The organism is Salinigranum sp. (assembly GCF_041641895.1).
GTDB lineage: Archaea > Halobacteriota > Halobacteria > Halobacteriales > Haloferacaceae > Salinigranum.
In genome coordinates this window covers 54,326-69,912 of sequence record NZ_JBEPXO010000007.1, presented here as the reverse complement: position 1 = coordinate 69,912, position 15,587 = coordinate 54,326, and the positions used below count along the sequence as shown (strand labels likewise).

Genomic DNA, 15,587 nt, shown 5'->3' with positions numbered 1-15,587 from the left:
ACGGGTCGCTCCGGCAGTGTTACACGACACCGAGCCCCTGTGAGTCGCTGTCACGGCCCGTACCGGCCGAAATCGGGTTTTTCGCGCGCCACAGCTTCGACGGGTTTAAGTCTCGCATCCACCTCGTTCCGGTGAGACAGGCACCGCCTGTTTCACTGACCCGTAGGAGCAGATCCTGCGTACTACGGAGGTGAATAATGGCAGATACGATAGTCGAAGCAGTCTCACGCGCACTCGACGAGGCGCCGCCTCGCAACTTCCGCGAGACGGTCGACCTCGCCATCAACCTGCGCGACTTAGACCTCAACGACCCGGCGAACCGCGTCGACGAGAGCGTCGTCCTCCCATCCGGGACCGGCCAGGACACCAACATCGTGGTGTTCGCGTCCGGCGAGACGGCGCTGCGTGCCGAAGACGTCGCTGACCAGGTTCTCTCGGGGGACGACCTCGAAGACCTGGGCGACGACACTGACGCCGCGAAGGACCTCGCCAACGAGACGGATTTCTTCGTTGCCGAGGCGTCGATGATGCAAGATATCGGTCGATACCTCGGGACCGTCCTCGGGCCGCGCGGCAAGATGCCGACGCCGCTCCAGCCCGACGACGACGTCGTCGAGACCGTCAACCGGATGAAGAACACCGTCCAGCTCCGTTCCCGTGACCGCCGCACGTTCCACACGCGCGTCGGTGCCGAGGACATGACGGCCGACGAGATCGCCGAGAACATCGACGTCATCGTGCGTCGACTCGAGGCGAACCTCGAGAAGGGGCCCCTCAACATCGACGGCATCTACGTCAAGACGACGATGGGGCCGTCCGTGGAGGTGCCCGCCTGATGAGTTCCGAAGCACGCAAGACCGAGACGATTCCGCAGTGGAAACAGGAGGAGGTCGACGAGCTCGTCGAGTTCGTCGACTCCTACGAATCGGTCGGCATCGTCCGCGTGACGGGCATCCCCTCGCGGCAGCTGCAGAACATGCGCCGCGACCTGCACGGCAAGGCCGCCGTGCGGATGAGCCGCAACACGCTGATGGAGCGTGCGCTCGACGAGGTCGACGACGGCCTCGAAGACCTCAACGAGTACATCGCCGGCGAGGTGGCGCTCGTCGGGACGGACGACAACCCGTTCGGCCTGTTCAAACAGCTCGAGGCGTCGAAGACGCCCGCGCCCATCAACGCCGGTGAGGTCGCCCCCAACGACATCGTCATCCCCGAGGGCGACACGGGTGTCGACCCGGGCCCCTTCGTGGGCGAACTCCAGCAGGTGGGCGCCTCGGCGCGCATCATGGACGGGTCGATCAAGGTCACCGAGGACTCGACGGTCCTCTCCGAAGGTGAAGTCGTCTCCGCGGAGCTGGCGAACGTCCTCTCCGAGCTCGGCATCGAGCCCAAGGAAGTGGGTCTCGACCTGCGGGCCGTCTTCTCCGAAGGCGTCCTCTTCGAGCCCGACGAACTCGCCATCGACGTCGACGAGTACCGCGCGGACATCCAGTCCGCCGCCGCCGCTGGCCGGAACCTCTCCGTCAACGCGGTCTACCCGACGGCGCGGACGGCGGGCACGCTGCTCGCGAAGGGTGCCGGCGAGGCCAAATCGGTCGGCCTGTTCGCCGCCATCGAGGACGAGGAGCTCATGCCCGACCTCGTCCGGCGCGCGGACGCGCAGCTGCGCTCGCTCGCGACACTCATCGACGACGAGGACGCGCTCCCGGAGGAACTGCGCGGTGCGACTGCACCGGCTGCCTCCCCCGACACGGACGCCGACGCGGATGCTGACGCCGACGAATCGGACGACGAAGACACGGAAGACACCGACACCGACACCGCCGCCGACGCCGACGTCGACGACGAAGACGACGACGACGGCGCAGACGGTCTCGGTGCGATGTTCGGATAACACGAGGTAAGAACAATGGAATACGTTTACGCTGCACTCATCCTGAACGAATCGGGCGAAGAGATCAACGAGGACAACATCACGTCGGTCCTCGAGGCCGCCGGCGTCGACGTCGAGCAGTCCCGCGTCAAGGCGCTCGTCGCCGCGCTGGAGGACGTCGACATCGAGGAGGCCATCGAGACGGCCGCCGCCGCGCCCGCCGCGGCCGGTGGTGCCGCCGGCGGTGCCGGTGGCTCGGACGACGACGACGACGAGGAAGGCGGCGACGAGGCCGAGGAGGCCGAAGCCGCAGAGGAAGAAGAGGAAGACGAGGACGACGACGCCGGCGGCGAGGGCCTCGGCGAACTCTTCGGCTGAACGCGGGTCGCTCTCGTTCACCCGTCCTCGCGTCACACACGACCACGAATTCTTTCGGCGCCGACTCGACTCGACTCGTGAGCGACGGCCGTGTCCGGCGTCGCCGTGCCGCGACGCGGAGTCGCAGGTGGACGGGGGGTCGGACCCGTCGGCGTCGAGGCCGGCGTGTGTCTCGACGACTCGACGCGGGTTCGTGGTCGTCAAGCGCCGTCGGTCCGACGGGCGAACCGACCCTCCCACGCGAGCCTTCAAATACGAGGGCGCGGCCACCCTGGCGTACGATGGCCGAAGCCGTCCTGGCGCTCGCCGCCCTCTCGCTGTCGGCCGAGCGTGCGGGCACGCTCCTCGTGTACGCCCTCGGCGGCGTCGCGCTGGGAACGGTCTCCGGACTCGTGCCGGGCGTCCACGCCAACGCGTTCGCGCTCCTCCTGGCGGCGACGGCGCCGACGCTCTCGGGTCCGCCGGCGGGTGTCGCGTGCGCCGTCCTCGCCGCGGGCGTGACCCACACGTTCCTCGACGTGGTACCGGCGCTCGCACTCGGTGTTCCCGACGCCGCGATGGCCGCCGGCTCGCTCCCGGGCCACCGGTTGGTGCTGGGCGGCCGGGGCAGGGAGGCGCTCCGACTCTCCGCGCTCGGGAGCGGTGGCGCGCTCTTCGTCGCCCTGCCGGTCGCCGTGCCGCTGACGGCGCTCGTACAGCGGTACGAGCCGCTGTTGATCGCGGCGCTCCCGTTCATCCTCGCGGGCGTGTTCGGTCTGCTCGTGTTGGCCGAGCGCCGTCCGTGGCGGATGGCCGCGGCCACATTCCTCGTGTTCCTCTCGGGAGCGCTGGGGCTGGTGACGCTCGACCGTCCCTTCGGTGGCCTCGTCTCGGTCGGCGGGGTCCTCACCCCGCTGTTCGGCGGGCTGTTCGGCGTCCCCGTCCTCGTCGATGCGGCCCGCGGCGGCGGCGTCCCCCCGCAGGAGGGGGTAGAACTCGCGGCCGGGCCGTCGACGGTCGGACGCGCCGCAGTCGCCGGTGTCGCCGGCGGCGGCCTGGTCGGCTACCTGCCGGGCGTGTCTGCCGGCGTCGCCGCGACCCTCGCACTCCCGTTCGCCGGTCGGGACGTACCCGACCGGACATACGTCGTCGCGACGAGCGGCGCGAACACGGCGACGGCGGTGTTCGCGCTCTTCTCGCTCGTCGCGCTCGACGCACCGCGGACGGGCGTGACTGTCGCACTCGGGGCGGTCGGGCCGCCGCCGCTCGCCACCCTCCTCGCGGTCACCGTCGTCGCCGGCGTCGCCTCGGCCGTCCTCGTTCCCTTGCTCGGTGACCGATACCTCGTCGTCGCCGGTCGTATCGGACCGCTACGGACGAGTGTCGTCGCCTGCGGGTTGCTCTGTCTCCTCTCGGGACTGTTCGCCGGGGTCGGCGGGGTCGTCGTGCTCGTCGCGGCCGGCGTCATCGGCCTCCTCCCCGTTCGACTGGGCGTCCGTCGCGTCCACCTCATGGGCGTCCTCGCGGTCCCGCTCGTGGTCGGCTGAACGGGCGAGAGGGGCCGGCGGGAAGGCGGAGACGTGGGCCGAAAGACAACCGTTAAACGTGACGGCCGGGTTCGTTGGTGTATGAGCGAGAGCGAGCCAGAGCGGCGGCACGCCCGACAGTGCGTGTCCTGTGGCATCAACATCTCCGGTATGAGTGCCGCGACGTTCAAATGTCCGGACTGTGGGCAGGAGATCTCCCGCTGTGCGAAGTGCCGCAAACAGAGCAACCTCTACGAGTGCCCCGACTGTGGGTTCCGAGGCCCCTGAGTACGACAATGGGAAAAGTAGCCGCCAAGATCAAGGTCATGCCGAACAGCCCCGATATCGACCTCGACGCGCTCCAGGAGCGTCTCGAGGAGTCCCTGCCCGAGGGAGCGCGTATCAACGGGTTCGAGCGCGACAACGTTGCGTTCGGTCTCGTCGCGCTCCTGCCGACGGTCATCGTCCCCGACGACGCCGGCGGAACCGAAGCGGTCGAAGAAGCGTTCACGGGCGTCGACGGCGTCGAGAGCGTCTCCGTCGAGAACGTCGGTCGTATCTGAACCGCGCTCCGCTCCATTCCTCGGTCGGTCTCCCGTCGGTGAGCGGCGGTGTTACCGTTCGTTACGCTCGTGCCGCGAGCACGATTCCGACGACCGTTCCGAGGATGAACCCGCCGAACATCGCCAGAGCGAGCGAGTTGAGGAGGATACCGACGACGCCTCCAACGAACATCCCGATGGCGAACCCGGAGCCGAACCGGACGGCGAACCCACCCTCACTCGCGCCGGGGCCGGCGTCGACCGTCTCGGACTCGTGGGCGACGTCCATCCCCGTCTCCGTTTCCGTCTCGTCTCTCCGTTCGAGCGACGAGTCGTGTTCCTCGGACCGAGAGACGTCAGTGACCGTCGGTGTTTCCTGGCTCATGCGGGAGAGTGGTCCGCGGAGCCTGATATGCTTTGCCACGAGTAGCAGGCGGTGAGAAGCCGCGGGCCGTGCGTCGCTCTGCCGTGCGCGGACGGGAACGTGTCTTTTATAACGACGTCAGAAGTAGTACGTCCCACGACTATGCCGAGTTCCAACGGTCCGATGAAGGGGACGCGGAACAAGCTCAAGAACAAACCCCGAGAGCGTGGGACGTCGCCGCCACAGCGGGCGATTCAGGAGTACGAGGTCGGCCAGAAGGTCCACCTGAAGATCGACCCCAGCGTCCGGAAGGGTCGTTTCCACCCGCGGTTCAGCGGTCACACCGGCGAAGTGGTCGGCAAACAGGGCCGCTCGTTCAAGGTGGAGATCACCGACGGCGGGAAGGCGAAGACGCTCATCACGCGACCCGCTCACCTCCGCGCCCAGAAGTAGATGACCATCTTCAAAGAGAAGCTCGGGGAGGAGTACCTCACGACGTCGGAGGTGAAACGGCTCCTCGAAGAGGTCGAGGCCGAGCGAGCGGCGGACGAGGAACGTGAGGTCCGCTACGAACTGGCTCGGGCCATCGAACACGTCAACCGCTTCGCGTTCCTCGACCCCGAGGAGTCGCGCGCACTCGCCGAGGAACTCCTCGAACTGGAGAAGGTCGACGAGGAGACGGCGTTCAAGATCGCCGACCTGCTCCCCCAGTCCCGCGACGAACTCCGTGCCCTCTACGCCCAGCAGCGCTACGCGCTCTCCGGCGACGAACTCGACGAGATTCTCAACGTCGTCGCCAAGTACGCCTGACCCCGGCGCGGGCGACACGCTCGGACTCGAACGCGACGGCGACGAACGCCGCACGGCGGGAACGCAGACGCTCCGCTCGGTGCCAACGATTTAAATAATCTGTCAGCATAGAGTTGTGTATGACCACCAGCGAGAGCGGCGACGCAGTCGACGCGGCCGGCGACGAAGCGGAGGAGAGCACGCTGCGTATGGCCGTCGTTCTCGACGTGTTGCCGCACGGTCGGACCGACGACGACCGGCCACGCTACAAGAAATCACCGCTGGCGTACGCGCTCGGCGAGGAGGACTTCCGGCTCGTCGAGTTGCGACTCGGCGAGGACGCAGACGTGAGCATCGGTGACCGCGTCGTGCTCGGCCCCGCGGGCGAGCGAGTCGCCGTCGAAGAGCTCCGCGACATCGAGTACGACGCCCTCTCGAACACCGCGCTCTCGGAACTGGAGTACGTGGTCGAGGAGATTCTCACCGAACACGAGTCGCGGTTCGTCGACTTCTACAACGACGCCCAGCCGATCACGATTCGGCTCCACCAGCTGAATCTCCTCCCCGGAATCGGCAAGAAGCTCCGGAACAACATCCTCGACGAGCGGAAGCGAGGTCCGTTCGAGAGCTTCGAGGACCTCGAGGAGCGCATCTCGGGGCTCCACAACCCGAAGGACATCCTCGCCGAGCGCATCATGTCCGAACTCCGTGACGACGACCTGAAGTACAAGGCGTTCGTCCGGCGGGACGCCGAGTAGCAGGTCGTGAGTGGCGACGGCCCCGGGACCCACGGCGGGGGCGCAGACGAATAACAGGCTTTAGGCCCGCCGAGACGAAAGTCGAGGTGATGAACACGGACGGCACCGGCCGTCGCGACCCGGACCGACTCATCCGTCGGGCGGGCGTCCGCGGCGACCCGGACCGCGACCAGCACTTCCTCGTCGACGACCGGGTTCTCGACCGGATTCCGACGTACCTGCCCGACGACGTCGACGCGAGCCACCTCCTCGAAATCGGCGGGGGAACCGGCGCGCTCACCGACCGGTTGCTCGCCCGCAGCGACCGCGTGACGGTCGTCGAACGCGACGCAGACCTGGCGGACTTTCTCCGCGAGGAGTTCGCCGACGCGGTCGACTCGAACCGTCTGACGGTTGTCGAGGGCGACGCGCTCTCCGTGGACCTCCCCGACTTCTCCGCCTGCGTCTCGAACTTACCGTACGGCATCTCCTCGGAGATCGCGTTCCGCCTCCTGCCCCACGAGCGGCCGCTCGTGTTGATGTTCCAGCTGGAGTTCGCCGAGCGGATGGCCGCCGACCCGGGGACGAGCGAGTACGGCCGGCTCTCGGTCGGCGCCCAGCATTACGCGGACGTCGAGGTGGTCGAACGCGTCCCCCGGGAGGCGTTCGACCCGGCACCCGCAGTCGAGAGCGCCGTGGTCCGGACGACGCCGCGCGCCCCCGAGTACACCGTCGCGGACGAAGTGTTCTTCTTCGACTTCGTCAAGGCGCTGTTCACCCAGCGGCGGAAGACGGTCCGGAACGCCATCCGGAACACGACGCACATCTCGGGCGTCGCCGACGGGTCGGCCGTCGTCGATGCGGCCCCGGAGGAACTGCTGTCGAAGCGACCCGGATCGCTCACGCCGAGCGAGTTCGCCGCACTCACTGCCCTCGCCGTCGACTACCGGTGATCCGCTGATGCTCCAGACGACTGGTCCCGACGCGCTCGTCTCGACGCTCCCCGAGAGGGTGGCCGCCACGCTGGTGGCGCTGCTGGTCGTCGTCGCCGTCTGGCGCGTCACCGACTACCTCCACACCCACGGCGACGAGAGCGACCGGGTCCCGAACGCGTGGCGACACCTCCTGCTGTCCGGTGCGAGCCTCCTCGCGACGTTCGGTGGCGGCCTCTTCGTCATCGCCGTCTGGGGGCTCACGGGTCCGCTCGTCGAGGAGGTCCAGTCGTACGGTCTCGGCCCGCAGAGCCTGGTGAACGCCGTCCTCGCACTCGTCATCTTCGTGACCGCGTACGCCATGACCGACGTCGTCGGGCGCATCACGCGCGAACTCTCCGACGGTCGGCGGGCTATCACCGAACACCAGCGCGAGATCATCTATCGACTCTCGCAGGTCGGCCTCTACACCGTCGCCGGGTCGCTCGTCCTCGGCATCTGGGGGGTCGACCTCGGCGGTGTCCTCGTCGGGGCCGGCTTCCTGGGCATCGTCGTCGGCCTCGCGGCGCGACAGACCCTCGGCGCGCTGCTCGCGGGGTTCGTGCTCATGTTCTCTCGGCCCTTCGAGATCGGCGACTGGGTCGAGGTCGGCGACCACGAGGGCATCGTCACCGACATCACCATCGTCACGACCCGGATGCAGACGTTCGACGGCGAGTACGTGATGATCCCCAACGACGTCGTCTCCTCCGAGAGCGTCATCAACCGGTCGCGGAAGGGGCGACTGCGAATCGAGGTCGACGTCGGCGTCGACTACGCTGCGGACCCCCGCGAGGCCGCCGAGACGGCCCGCGGCGCGGTGCGTGGCCTGGACAACGTCCTCCGGGTCCCCACTCCGCAGGCCGTCGTCAAGGAGTTCGCCGACTCCGCCGTCGTGCTCGGGGTTCGGGTGTGGATCGACAACCCCAGTGCGCGCCGGATGTGGCGTACCCGGACCGCCGTCGTGAGTGCGGTGAAGACGGCGTTCGACGAGGAGGGGATCAAGATTCCCTTCCCACAGCGCGAACTCATGGGGCGCGAGGAGTCCGGCGGCCTGCAACTCGGCGAGGGGGCGACCCTCGCCGGAAGAGAGGAACGAGTCGCCGCCGAAGCCGACGGCGGCCGAACCGACGTCGACGCCGACCGGGGCCCGACCGGTTCCGACGACGACGGTGACGAGACGGACACCCCCGACGACGGCGACCGTGACAGCGACACCGACGCCGACGCCAACGGGGACGAGAGCGAGGACCGCTCGTGACTCGCGACGACCTGGCCGCCCGTCGTGGGGCCGAGACGACCGTCTACCAGCCTGCAGAGGATTCGGCGCTGCTCGCCCGGGCCGCCGTGGAAAACGTCTCGGGCGGAGAGCGGGTGCTCGAAGTCGGCACCGGGTCGGGGTGGGTCGCCGGACGCGTGGCGGTCGAGACCCGTGCCGACGTGGTCGCGTCGGACCTCAACCCACACGCCTGTCGGCAGGCACGTGACCGGGGCCGCGAACTCGGGGACGGGGGCGAGCCGGCGTTCGAGGTAGTCGCCGCGAACCTCGTCTCCGCCTTCTCCGACGGGACGTTCGACGTCGTCCTGTTCAACCCCCCGTACCTCCCGACCGACCCCGACAACGAGTGGGGCGACTGGATGGAGCGGGCGCTCTCCGGCGGGGAGTCCGGTCGAGCGGTCATCGAACCGTTCCTCGATACGGTCGGTCACGTGCTCACCCCCGGCGGGTGCGTCCTGCTGCTCGTCAGTAGCCTCACCGGCTACGAGACGGTCCTCGACTACGCCCGCGAACGGGGGTTCGAGGCGGAGAAGGCAGTCGAGGAGTCGTACCCGTTCGAGACGCTGACCGTCGTTCGACTGACACGCGACGATTCCTGAGAGTAATAGAGTGGTTTAGCAAATATTAAGCGTCCGCATTTCAAAGCCCCGGTGATGAGTGAACTCGTAGCGACGACACCCGGGCTGTTCCCCCTCCCCGACTGGGCGAAGGAGGAGCTGTCCGACCTGAAGGGCCACCAGAAAGGTGACCTCATCAGCGGCGACGAAGGCGACGACGTCGTGACGGCGTACGACCGCGCCCGCAGCGAAGTCGTCGAGGACCAGGAAGGGGCGGGCCTCGACCGGGTCGTCGAGGGACAGCTCCGCTGGGACGACAACCTCGCGCACCCGCTGACCGTCCACGAAAACGTCGACACCGGCGGCATCGTCCGGTACTACGACAACAACAACTTCTACCGCGACCCGCAGGTGCGGGGCGAACTCGACTTCTCGGGCGACGTCGCGGCCGAACTGGAAGCTGCGACCGAACTGACCGACGGCCCCCTCCAGGCCGTCCTGCCGGGACCGTACTCGCTCGCGGAGCTGGCCAGCGACGAGTACTACGGCGACGAGAGCGAGTTCCTCGCGGCCGTCTCCGAGTTCCTCGCCGGTGAGGTGGCGGCGTTCCCCGAGCACGAGACGCTGTTCCTGCTCGACCCGTCGCTGGTGGCGGCACCCCCGTCTGACGACATCGCCGCGCAGGTCCCCGAGGCCATCTCGACCGTCGCCAGCGAGACCGACGCGGACGTGGTCGTCCACTCGTACTGGGGCGCACTCGACGAGAAGACGTACGCACACCTGATGGACGCGCCGGTCGAGGCGCTCGGCTTCGACGTCGTCGCCGGTGACCGGGAACAGACGCTGTACAACGTGACCGAGTACGGGACGAAGTCGGACGTCGCACTCGGCCTCGTCGACGGGCAGAACACGCGCGTCGAGTCCGCGACGACGGTCCGCGAACGGGTCGAGTGGTTCATCGACCAGGTCCCCGCCCAGGCGTTCGACACCGTCTACCTCACCTCGAACACCGAACTGTTCTACCTGCCCGTCTCGAAGTGTCGGGAGAAACTCGTCGCGTTAGGTGAGGCCGCCGCGGCCGAAGAGGAGGTGGAAGCATGACCGGACACCGCACCGAGGGTGTCGACACCCGCGAACAGTTCCGCCCGGCGGGCCACGAGACCGACCACTTCATCCTGACCTCGGTGGTCGGGTCGTACCCGAAGCCGAAGTGGCTCAACCGCGCGGACGACCTGGTCGAGGACGAGGACTCGAAGTTCACCGAAGAACACCTCCACGAGGCCCACGACGACGCCTGCCGCGTCATCGTCGACGAACACGAGCGTGCCGGGCTGGACACCGTCGTCGACGGCGAGATGCGCCGCAACGAGATGGTCGAGTTCTTCGCGCACCGCATCGACGGCTACGAGTTCCACGGCCCGGTGAAGGTGTGGGGGCACAACTACTTCGACAAGCCCTCCGTGGTCGAGGAGGTCGAGTACGACGAGCCGTGGCTCGTCGACGAGTTCGAGTTCACCTGCGACGCGGCGTCGAAGCCGGTCAAGGTCCCCATCACGGGCCCGTACACCCTCGCTAGCTGGTCGTTCAACGAGGCGTACTCGTCGGAGGCGGAACTCGCGTACGACCTCGCCGACCTCGTGAACACCGAAGTCGAGAAACTCGTCGAGGCGGGCGCGCGCTACGTCCAGATAGACGAACCCGCGCTGGCGACGACGCCCGACGACCACGCCATCGTCGGCGAGTGTCTGGAGCGCATCGTCGCCGACATCGACGAGGAGGTCCGGATCGGCCTCCACGTCTGTTACGGCGACTACTCGCGCATCTACCCCGAAGTCAACGACTTCCCCATCGACGAGTTCGACGTCGAACTCTGCAACGGCGGCTTCGAGCAGATCGACGTCTTCACCGACCCCGAGTTCGAGCCCGACCTCGCGCTCGGCGTCGTCGACGCCCACACCGCCGAGGTCGAACCCGTCGAGGAGATCAAACAGAACATCCTGCAGGGCCTGAAGGTGGTGCCGCCGGAGAAGCTGACCATCTCGCCCGACTGTGGGCTGAAGCTCCTCCCGCGCGAAGTCGCGTACGGCAAGATGGAGAACATGGTGAAGGCGACCCGCGAAGTCGAGGCCGAACTCGACGCGGGCGACATCGACGTCGACGCGCTCGCGCCGAAGGCCGACTGAAGCGACGGTCGCGGACCGCGGGGACGACCAGTAGCCAGTTTCGTTTCGATTGCCGTTCGGGAGACGTCGACAGCGCGAGTCGAACCGACCTGTGACACTGTCGCGGTACGTCTCCGCGCCGTCGAGGACGAGTGCAGCGGGGTCGGGGTCGGTCAGACGGTGACGACTGCGCGACTGCGCGTCTCCGCAGTCTCAGTCCCGGCCACGCCCGCGTCCGACGACCAGTCGACCAGTCGGGGCCGTCGACCGAACGCACCGCGCACTTTTTTCCTCGGCGACCCACACGACTCGGTATGTCTCCCGACGACATCGCGGACCGTCTCACCGACCTCGTCCACCGCGACACCCAGGTCCACGACGACGGCGTCGACCTCACCGTCGCGTCGGTCCACGCGCTCACCGGGCCCGCACAGGTGGACTTCGGCGGCGGCGAACTCACCGACGCCAAGACTTCGGAAATCGAACCATCGAAGCGGACGGCAGACGACGACTACGGCTGGTGGGATCTCGGCGGCGGGACGTACCTCCTCGAGTACAACGAGTCGCTCGGGGGCGACGACGCCTGCCACCTCCAGCCACGACACGAACTCGTCGAGCGGGGGGCGTCGCACCCGACGCTCCGCGTCACCACCCTGCCGCGCGTCCCGCTCACCGTGCCACCGGCGGGCATCCAGGTGAAGGAGAACGCCCGCGTGTCGACGCTCTGCCCGCCGGAGTGAGGACCGACCGCGGCCGGGTCGCTGTGTCACTCGTCTCCTGACCCCCGGTGCGAACGCGACGGGGGGCGGCCGCCCGTTCGCGCGACGACGGTGAAGACGGCGTCCTCAGCGCCAGGGGTTCGGGACGAGGTCGGCCTGGACGGTCGCTCCGACCTCGACGCGACACCTGCTCCGGGGCTCTCCGAGACAGAGGAGGACGTACCCGGCCTCGCGGTGTCGGTCTTTCAGCGCCCGGGGTTCGTCGCGATGGTCGAGCGCCCCGTCGAGGAGTCTGCCGGTACAGGTCCCACAGGCACCGTGCAGACAGCCGTACGGGAGGGCGACGCCGACCGACTCGGCCGCGTCGACGACCGTCTCGTCGGCGTCGACAGACAGCCTGGTCTCGCGTCCGTCGCGCCAGCAGAGCGTGACCTCGTGCGTCTCGGCGGGTCCGCTCACTGCCAGACGTCGCTGGTGCAGTCGCCGCCGGGCCAGCGAATCTCGTGGGCACGGGCCGCCCCGCCGGGCGCGTCGCCGAAGTCGACGACGAACTCCTCGTCGAGTTCCATCCGGCCCGCCTCGGGGGAGACGTCGGCCTTCAGCATCAGGCTGCCCTCCTCGCCGATGTCCGGATAGAACTGGTTGTCCCACGAGGAGAACAGCGAGGTGGTCCAGTAGAGTCGCCGTCCGTCCCGGGAGAGCTGGAGCATCTGCGGCGCGCCGCGGATGTCGTGACCGGCGACCGACTGACGGTCGCCAAAGTTGCCGCCGGCCCAGATTCTGTCGACCAGACGCGGGTTGGCGCTGTCGGAGACGTCGTACATCCGGACGTCGCCGTGGAGCCAGTTCGAGAAGAAGAGGTACTGGTCGTCCAGCGAGAGTAAGATGTCCGTGATGAGCGGCGGGACGGGCATGTCCCAGTCCGGGTGTTCCCGGCTCTCGATGTCGATGACGACGTCCCAGTCCCACGTGCCGTCCTCCTCGTAGAAGCGGATGATGTTCGACGAGAGGGCGGCCCCGACGTACCCCTGGGTCTCCTCGGGGTTGTGGCTCATCCGCACCTCCAGCGGGATGAGTCCCTCCTCACCGAACGTCAGCGTCTGTTCGTGTTCGCGGCTCTCCCAGTTCCAGATGTGGATACTGTCGCCGTACTTCCCGGCTTCGACGTCGTCGAGGTCGAACCCGGGGTAGTAGGTCTTCGGTGCGGCCCACTCGCTCGAAATCATCACGTCGTGCCGCGGCTGGTACCAGTAGTCGTAGTTCATCTCCATCTCCCCCCTGTCCGCTTCCCAGTGGCCGTCGATGGAGAAGTCCTCTTGGTCGAGCTGGAGGAAGCCGCCGGGGAGTTCACCCTCGGCGTTCCCGAGCATCGAGATGATGACCTTCCCGTCGGGCACACAGTGGACGGTGTGTGGCGCCGAGAGGTCGTGCTCGAACACCTCCTCGGGTTCGATGACCGTCTCGATGGAGAGGTCCCGGGGGTCGGACGCGTCGAGGATGTGGATACGTGAGGAGCGCTGGCCCGGCACGATGAGGTGGTCCCGCATCAGTCCTTCGGCGTGACACGACGACGAACAGGCGTTCCAGCCGAAGTGATGGAGCTCGTCGCCCTTGTTCGGCATCTCCACCGTGTCCACGAGTTCGCCGTACGTCTCCGAGTCCGGGTCGACGTCGACGACGCCGACGAAGTCCGGACCGTCGACGTCCATCCCTACACGGAGGCCCATCACGAACGCCGTCTTCTCCCGACCCGACTCGGTGCGCATCGCCGCCGGCGTGGTGTACCCGGGGCCCGAAACCCCGTGTTCGTGGTCGGCGTCGGGGTGAGGGTGCGCGTCGTCTGGCATCTCGGCGTCACTCATACCGCGACCTACGGGTGACACTGACTAACAGTTTGCTGTTGTGTGACACGAAGTTGCCGGTGAACAAATCGTCGGGGACGGGTCGGAACCGTTCCTCTACCCTCCCGGGATGCACTGTCTGCACTGCACGATAGGCGCGACAAAACGAACGTCGGGGTGGTCGACGCCGACGCGGTTCAGTGCGACTCGTCCTCGTAGACCCACGACGCGGAGTCGAGGTCCCAGTCGACGAGTTCGTCGTCGTCGAAGAAGAGATCGATTTCGCGCTCGTTGGCGCCCTCGTCCTCGTGGTCGGAGCCGTGGATGACGTTGTGGCCGAGGTCCAGACCGTAGTCGCCGCGGATGGTGCCCGGCGGCGACTCGGCGGGGTCGGTCTCGCCCATCATCTTGCGGACCTGGCGGGTGGCGTCGGCGCCCTCCCAGACCATCGCGAAGACGGGGCCCGAGGTGATGAACTCGACGAGTCCCTCGAAGAAGGGCTTGCCCTCGTGCTCACCGTAGTGCTCGTGGGCGAGTTCCTCGTCGATGCGCATGAACTTCGCACCGACTAGCTTCAGCCCGCGCTCCTCGAAGCGCGAGACGATGTCTCCGATGAGGCCTCGCTGGACCCCGTCGGGCTTTACCATCACGAACGTGCGCTCGTCGTGGTGACTCATTCTTCGTCGTCCTCCTCGTCGTCCGTGTCGGCGTCAGCGGCGTCCGCGTCGTCCGCGTCGGCCTCGTCGGCGTCGTCGGCGTCAGCGGCGTCCGCGTCGGCCTCGTCGGCCTCGTCGTCGGACTCGTCGGTCTCCTCGGCTTCGGCTGCTGCGGCCTCCTCGTCGGCCGCCGCCTGCGCGGCGTCACGAGAGGCCTGGGCACGCTCGGCCTGCTGGCGCCCGGTGGTCGTCCACTCGAGGTCACGGGACTCGCGGCCGAGCAGGTAGTTCTTCTCCGCCTTCGAGTCCTTGAAGTGGAGCACGGTCCCGTCGGTCTTGACGAACATCGTCCCCGTCCCGGGTTCGATGTCGTCGCCCGTGTAGTCGCAGGTGCGTTTCTCGACCATTACTGTCCTCCGATGGAGTCGGCGTCGCGCTGGGTCTCTCTGAGTTGGAGAATGTCGCCCTCACGGACGGGGCCCAGCACGTTCCGCGTGATTATGCGACCCTGATTCGAGCCCTCGCGGATGCGACACTTGACCTGCATGGCCTCGCCGTGCATGCCGGTCTTGCCGACGATCTCGATGACCTCCGCCGAGGTGGAGTCGCTGGCGCTCTCTTCTGCGCTCATTGTCGGTTATCGGAGTTCCTCGACCTTCGAGGCGATGTCCTCGACGCTGTCCTCGGCCTCGCCGGCGTCGACGATAGCCGCGGCGGCGCTGCCGACTTCGAGGCCGGCGGCGTGGCCGATGTCGTCCTGCGTCTCCACGAAGATGTACGGAATGCCCTTCTCCTCGGCGAGTTCGGGGAGATGCATCACGATCTCTTCGGGAGAGACGTCTTCGGCGATGAGGACGAGTGCGGCGTTGCCGCGCTCGACCGCCTTCGTGGTCTCGTTCGTTCCTTTCTTCACTGTTCCTGTGTCTCGTGCGACCTCGAGCGCCTCGACGGCGCTTTCGGCGAGGTCTGCGGGTACATCGTAATCGACGTAAACTGGCATTGTATCCTCCTCCCTCCCGGGGCTCGACTGCCTCGCCGAACCGGTCTTCCGGTGTCCGCTGCTCCGGCGGAGATCCCTGACGGCGAGGAGTAGTCATCGACCACGGACAGGGGTGTACGCAGTCGTAGCGCACCACTCCATAAAAACGCTTTCAAACCCGCCACGCCATGCGATACGGACACACGCACGGTCCGCTCGCGGTCGCGGGACGGAC

General features: G+C 67.7%; 22 protein-coding genes. 15 read left to right on the top strand and 7 right to left on the bottom strand.

Going from position 1 to position 15,587, the window contains the following annotated elements; all coding sequences use genetic code 11:
- Positions 1-197 precede the first annotated feature (197 nt).
- The 6 genes from ACESK5_RS02765 (at position 198) to ACESK5_RS02740 (ending at position 4,319) form a co-directional block, all read left to right on the top strand.
- Entirely contained in the window at positions 198-836 is a 639-nt protein-coding gene (locus ACESK5_RS02765) for a 50S ribosomal protein L1 (protein WP_372910014.1), read from the top strand.
- Complete coding sequence (locus ACESK5_RS02760; protein ID WP_372910013.1) at positions 836-1,894, top strand: 50S ribosomal protein L10; 1,059 nt, start codon at positions 836-838, stop codon at positions 1,892-1,894. Before ACESK5_RS02765 ends, ACESK5_RS02760 begins: the two co-directional genes overlap by 1 nt.
- Positions 1,895-1,909: 15 nt before the next feature.
- Positions 1,910-2,251, top strand: coding sequence for a 50S ribosomal protein P1 (gene rpl12p / locus ACESK5_RS02755; RefSeq protein ID WP_372910012.1), 342 nt, complete (start codon positions 1,910-1,912; stop codon positions 2,249-2,251).
- Positions 2,252-2,532: 281 nt separating this feature from the next.
- Positions 2,533-3,777: a tripartite tricarboxylate transporter permease gene (locus ACESK5_RS02750; RefSeq protein WP_372910011.1), complete on the top strand. Its 1,245-nt coding sequence runs from the start codon at positions 2,533-2,535 to the stop codon at positions 3,775-3,777.
- 81 nt (positions 3,778-3,858) lie between these two features.
- A complete protein-coding gene (locus ACESK5_RS02745; protein WP_136590156.1) occupies positions 3,859-4,044 on the top strand; it encodes an HVO_2753 family zinc finger protein in 186 nt (61 codons plus the stop codon).
- 8 nt (positions 4,045-4,052) lie between these two features.
- Positions 4,053-4,319, top strand: coding sequence for an elongation factor 1-beta (locus tag ACESK5_RS02740; RefSeq protein ID WP_372910010.1), 267 nt, complete (start codon positions 4,053-4,055; stop codon positions 4,317-4,319).
- A 61-nt stretch (positions 4,320-4,380) separates the two neighbouring features.
- Here ACESK5_RS02740 and ACESK5_RS02735 read toward each other — a convergent pair whose 3' ends face one another.
- On the bottom strand, positions 4,381-4,683 hold the full coding sequence (locus ACESK5_RS02735; RefSeq protein WP_372910009.1) for a hypothetical protein: 303 nt from the start codon (positions 4,681-4,683) through the stop codon (positions 4,381-4,383).
- 141 nt (positions 4,684-4,824) lie between these two features.
- On the opposite strand from ACESK5_RS02735, the gene ACESK5_RS02730 reads away from it, so the two are divergent.
- The 9 genes from ACESK5_RS02730 (at position 4,825) to ACESK5_RS02690 (ending at position 11,897) form a co-directional block, all read left to right on the top strand.
- Positions 4,825-5,115, top strand: a complete 291-nt coding sequence (locus ACESK5_RS02730) for a 50S ribosomal protein L21e (protein ID WP_136590159.1) — start codon at positions 4,825-4,827, stop codon at positions 5,113-5,115.
- Entirely contained in the window at positions 5,116-5,472 is a 357-nt protein-coding gene (locus ACESK5_RS02725; RefSeq protein WP_372910008.1) for an RNA polymerase Rpb4 family protein, read from the top strand.
- 119 nt (positions 5,473-5,591) lie between these two features.
- Positions 5,592-6,209 carry a DUF655 domain-containing protein gene (locus ACESK5_RS02720; RefSeq protein WP_372910007.1) on the top strand — a complete coding sequence of 206 codons (618 nt, stop codon included), beginning with the start codon at positions 5,592-5,594 and terminating at the stop codon, positions 6,207-6,209.
- A gap of 89 nt (positions 6,210-6,298) precedes the next feature.
- A complete protein-coding gene (locus ACESK5_RS02715; protein ID WP_372910006.1) occupies positions 6,299-7,141 on the top strand; it encodes a 16S ribosomal RNA methyltransferase A in 843 nt (280 codons plus the stop codon).
- A gap of 7 nt (positions 7,142-7,148) precedes the next feature.
- Complete coding sequence (locus ACESK5_RS02710) at positions 7,149-8,420, top strand: mechanosensitive ion channel family protein (protein ID WP_372910005.1); 1,272 nt, start codon at positions 7,149-7,151, stop codon at positions 8,418-8,420.
- The gene (locus tag ACESK5_RS02705; RefSeq protein WP_372910004.1) at positions 8,417-9,037 is read left to right on the top strand and encodes a HemK2/MTQ2 family protein methyltransferase; all 621 of its coding nucleotides are present in this window, start codon (positions 8,417-8,419) and stop codon (positions 9,035-9,037) included. Before ACESK5_RS02710 ends, ACESK5_RS02705 begins: the two co-directional genes overlap by 4 nt.
- 54 nt (positions 9,038-9,091) lie before the next feature.
- The gene (locus ACESK5_RS02700; RefSeq protein ID WP_372910003.1) at positions 9,092-10,096 is read left to right on the top strand and encodes a 5-methyltetrahydropteroyltriglutamate--homocysteine methyltransferase; all 1,005 of its coding nucleotides are present in this window, start codon (positions 9,092-9,094) and stop codon (positions 10,094-10,096) included.
- Entirely contained in the window at positions 10,093-11,178 is a 1,086-nt protein-coding gene (locus tag ACESK5_RS02695; protein ID WP_372910002.1) for a methionine synthase, read from the top strand. The genes ACESK5_RS02700 and ACESK5_RS02695 overlap by 4 nt, the downstream gene beginning before the upstream one ends.
- 293 nt (positions 11,179-11,471) lie before the next feature.
- Positions 11,472-11,897 (top strand): dCTP deaminase, encoded by a 426-nt coding sequence (locus tag ACESK5_RS02690; protein WP_372910001.1) that lies wholly within the window; start codon positions 11,472-11,474, stop codon positions 11,895-11,897.
- 105 nt (positions 11,898-12,002) lie between these two features.
- Here ACESK5_RS02690 and ACESK5_RS02685 read toward each other — a convergent pair whose 3' ends face one another.
- From ACESK5_RS02685 to rpl7ae, 6 genes are all read right to left on the bottom strand, one after another.
- The gene (locus ACESK5_RS02685; protein WP_372910000.1) at positions 12,003-12,335 is read right to left on the bottom strand and encodes a 2Fe-2S iron-sulfur cluster-binding protein; all 333 of its coding nucleotides are present in this window, start codon (positions 12,333-12,335) and stop codon (positions 12,003-12,005) included.
- Complete coding sequence (locus tag ACESK5_RS02680; RefSeq protein ID WP_372909999.1) at positions 12,332-13,738, bottom strand: selenium-binding protein SBP56-related protein; 1,407 nt, start codon at positions 13,736-13,738, stop codon at positions 12,332-12,334. The genes ACESK5_RS02685 and ACESK5_RS02680 overlap by 4 nt, the downstream gene beginning before the upstream one ends.
- Before the next feature lie 176 nt (positions 13,739-13,914).
- Positions 13,915-14,394, bottom strand: a complete 480-nt coding sequence (gene ndk / locus ACESK5_RS02675) for a nucleoside-diphosphate kinase (RefSeq protein WP_372909998.1) — start codon at positions 14,392-14,394, stop codon at positions 13,915-13,917.
- On the bottom strand, positions 14,391-14,780 hold the full coding sequence (locus tag ACESK5_RS02670; RefSeq protein ID WP_372909997.1) for a 50S ribosomal protein L24e: 390 nt from the start codon (positions 14,778-14,780) through the stop codon (positions 14,391-14,393). The genes ndk and ACESK5_RS02670 overlap by 4 nt, the downstream gene beginning before the upstream one ends.
- The gene (locus ACESK5_RS02665; RefSeq protein ID WP_103426021.1) at positions 14,780-15,004 is read right to left on the bottom strand and encodes a 30S ribosomal protein S28e; all 225 of its coding nucleotides are present in this window, start codon (positions 15,002-15,004) and stop codon (positions 14,780-14,782) included. Before ACESK5_RS02665 ends, ACESK5_RS02670 begins: the two co-directional genes overlap by 1 nt.
- A gap of 6 nt (positions 15,005-15,010) precedes the next feature.
- On the bottom strand, positions 15,011-15,373 hold the full coding sequence (rpl7ae, locus tag ACESK5_RS02660; RefSeq protein ID WP_372909996.1) for a 50S ribosomal protein L7Ae: 363 nt from the start codon (positions 15,371-15,373) through the stop codon (positions 15,011-15,013).
- Positions 15,374-15,587: the final 214 nt, after the last annotated feature.

Bases quoted from the DNA above. Each gene is read 5' to 3' on its own strand.
- ACESK5_RS02725 (WP_372910008.1), top strand. From the start codon at position 5,116: ATGACCATCTTCAAAGAGAAGCTCGGGGAGGAGTACCTCACGACGTCG.
- ACESK5_RS02690 (WP_372910001.1), top strand. From the start codon at position 11,472: ATGTCTCCCGACGACATCGCGGACCGTCTCACCGACCTCGTCCACCGC.
- ACESK5_RS02715 (WP_372910006.1), top strand. From the start codon at position 6,299: ATGAACACGGACGGCACCGGCCGTCGCGACCCGGACCGACTCATCCGT.
- ACESK5_RS02740 (WP_372910010.1), top strand. From the start codon at position 4,053: ATGGGAAAAGTAGCCGCCAAGATCAAGGTCATGCCGAACAGCCCCGAT.
- ACESK5_RS02735 (WP_372910009.1), bottom strand. From the start codon at position 4,683: ATGAGCCAGGAAACACCGACGGTCACTGACGTCTCTCGGTCCGAGGAA.
- ACESK5_RS02700 (WP_372910003.1), top strand. From the start codon at position 9,092: ATGAGTGAACTCGTAGCGACGACACCCGGGCTGTTCCCCCTCCCCGAC.
- rpl7ae (WP_372909996.1), bottom strand. From the start codon at position 15,373: ATGCCAGTTTACGTCGATTACGATGTACCCGCAGACCTCGCCGAAAGC.
- ACESK5_RS02695 (WP_372910002.1), top strand. From the start codon at position 10,093: ATGACCGGACACCGCACCGAGGGTGTCGACACCCGCGAACAGTTCCGC.
- ACESK5_RS02760 (WP_372910013.1), top strand. From the start codon at position 836: ATGAGTTCCGAAGCACGCAAGACCGAGACGATTCCGCAGTGGAAACAG.
- ACESK5_RS02750 (WP_372910011.1), top strand. From the start codon at position 2,533: ATGGCCGAAGCCGTCCTGGCGCTCGCCGCCCTCTCGCTGTCGGCCGAG.
- ACESK5_RS02730 (WP_136590159.1), top strand. From the start codon at position 4,825: ATGCCGAGTTCCAACGGTCCGATGAAGGGGACGCGGAACAAGCTCAAG.
- rpl12p (WP_372910012.1), top strand. From the start codon at position 1,910: ATGGAATACGTTTACGCTGCACTCATCCTGAACGAATCGGGCGAAGAG.
- ACESK5_RS02710 (WP_372910005.1), top strand. From the start codon at position 7,149: ATGCTCCAGACGACTGGTCCCGACGCGCTCGTCTCGACGCTCCCCGAG.
- ACESK5_RS02665 (WP_103426021.1), bottom strand. From the start codon at position 15,004: ATGAGCGCAGAAGAGAGCGCCAGCGACTCCACCTCGGCGGAGGTCATC.
- ACESK5_RS02720 (WP_372910007.1), top strand. From the start codon at position 5,592: ATGACCACCAGCGAGAGCGGCGACGCAGTCGACGCGGCCGGCGACGAA.
- ndk (WP_372909998.1), bottom strand. From the start codon at position 14,394: ATGAGTCACCACGACGAGCGCACGTTCGTGATGGTAAAGCCCGACGGG.
- ACESK5_RS02765 (WP_372910014.1), top strand. From the start codon at position 198: ATGGCAGATACGATAGTCGAAGCAGTCTCACGCGCACTCGACGAGGCG.
- ACESK5_RS02680 (WP_372909999.1), bottom strand. From the start codon at position 13,738: ATGAGTGACGCCGAGATGCCAGACGACGCGCACCCTCACCCCGACGCC.
- ACESK5_RS02670 (WP_372909997.1), bottom strand. From the start codon at position 14,780: ATGGTCGAGAAACGCACCTGCGACTACACGGGCGACGACATCGAACCC.
- ACESK5_RS02745 (WP_136590156.1), top strand. From the start codon at position 3,859: ATGAGCGAGAGCGAGCCAGAGCGGCGGCACGCCCGACAGTGCGTGTCC.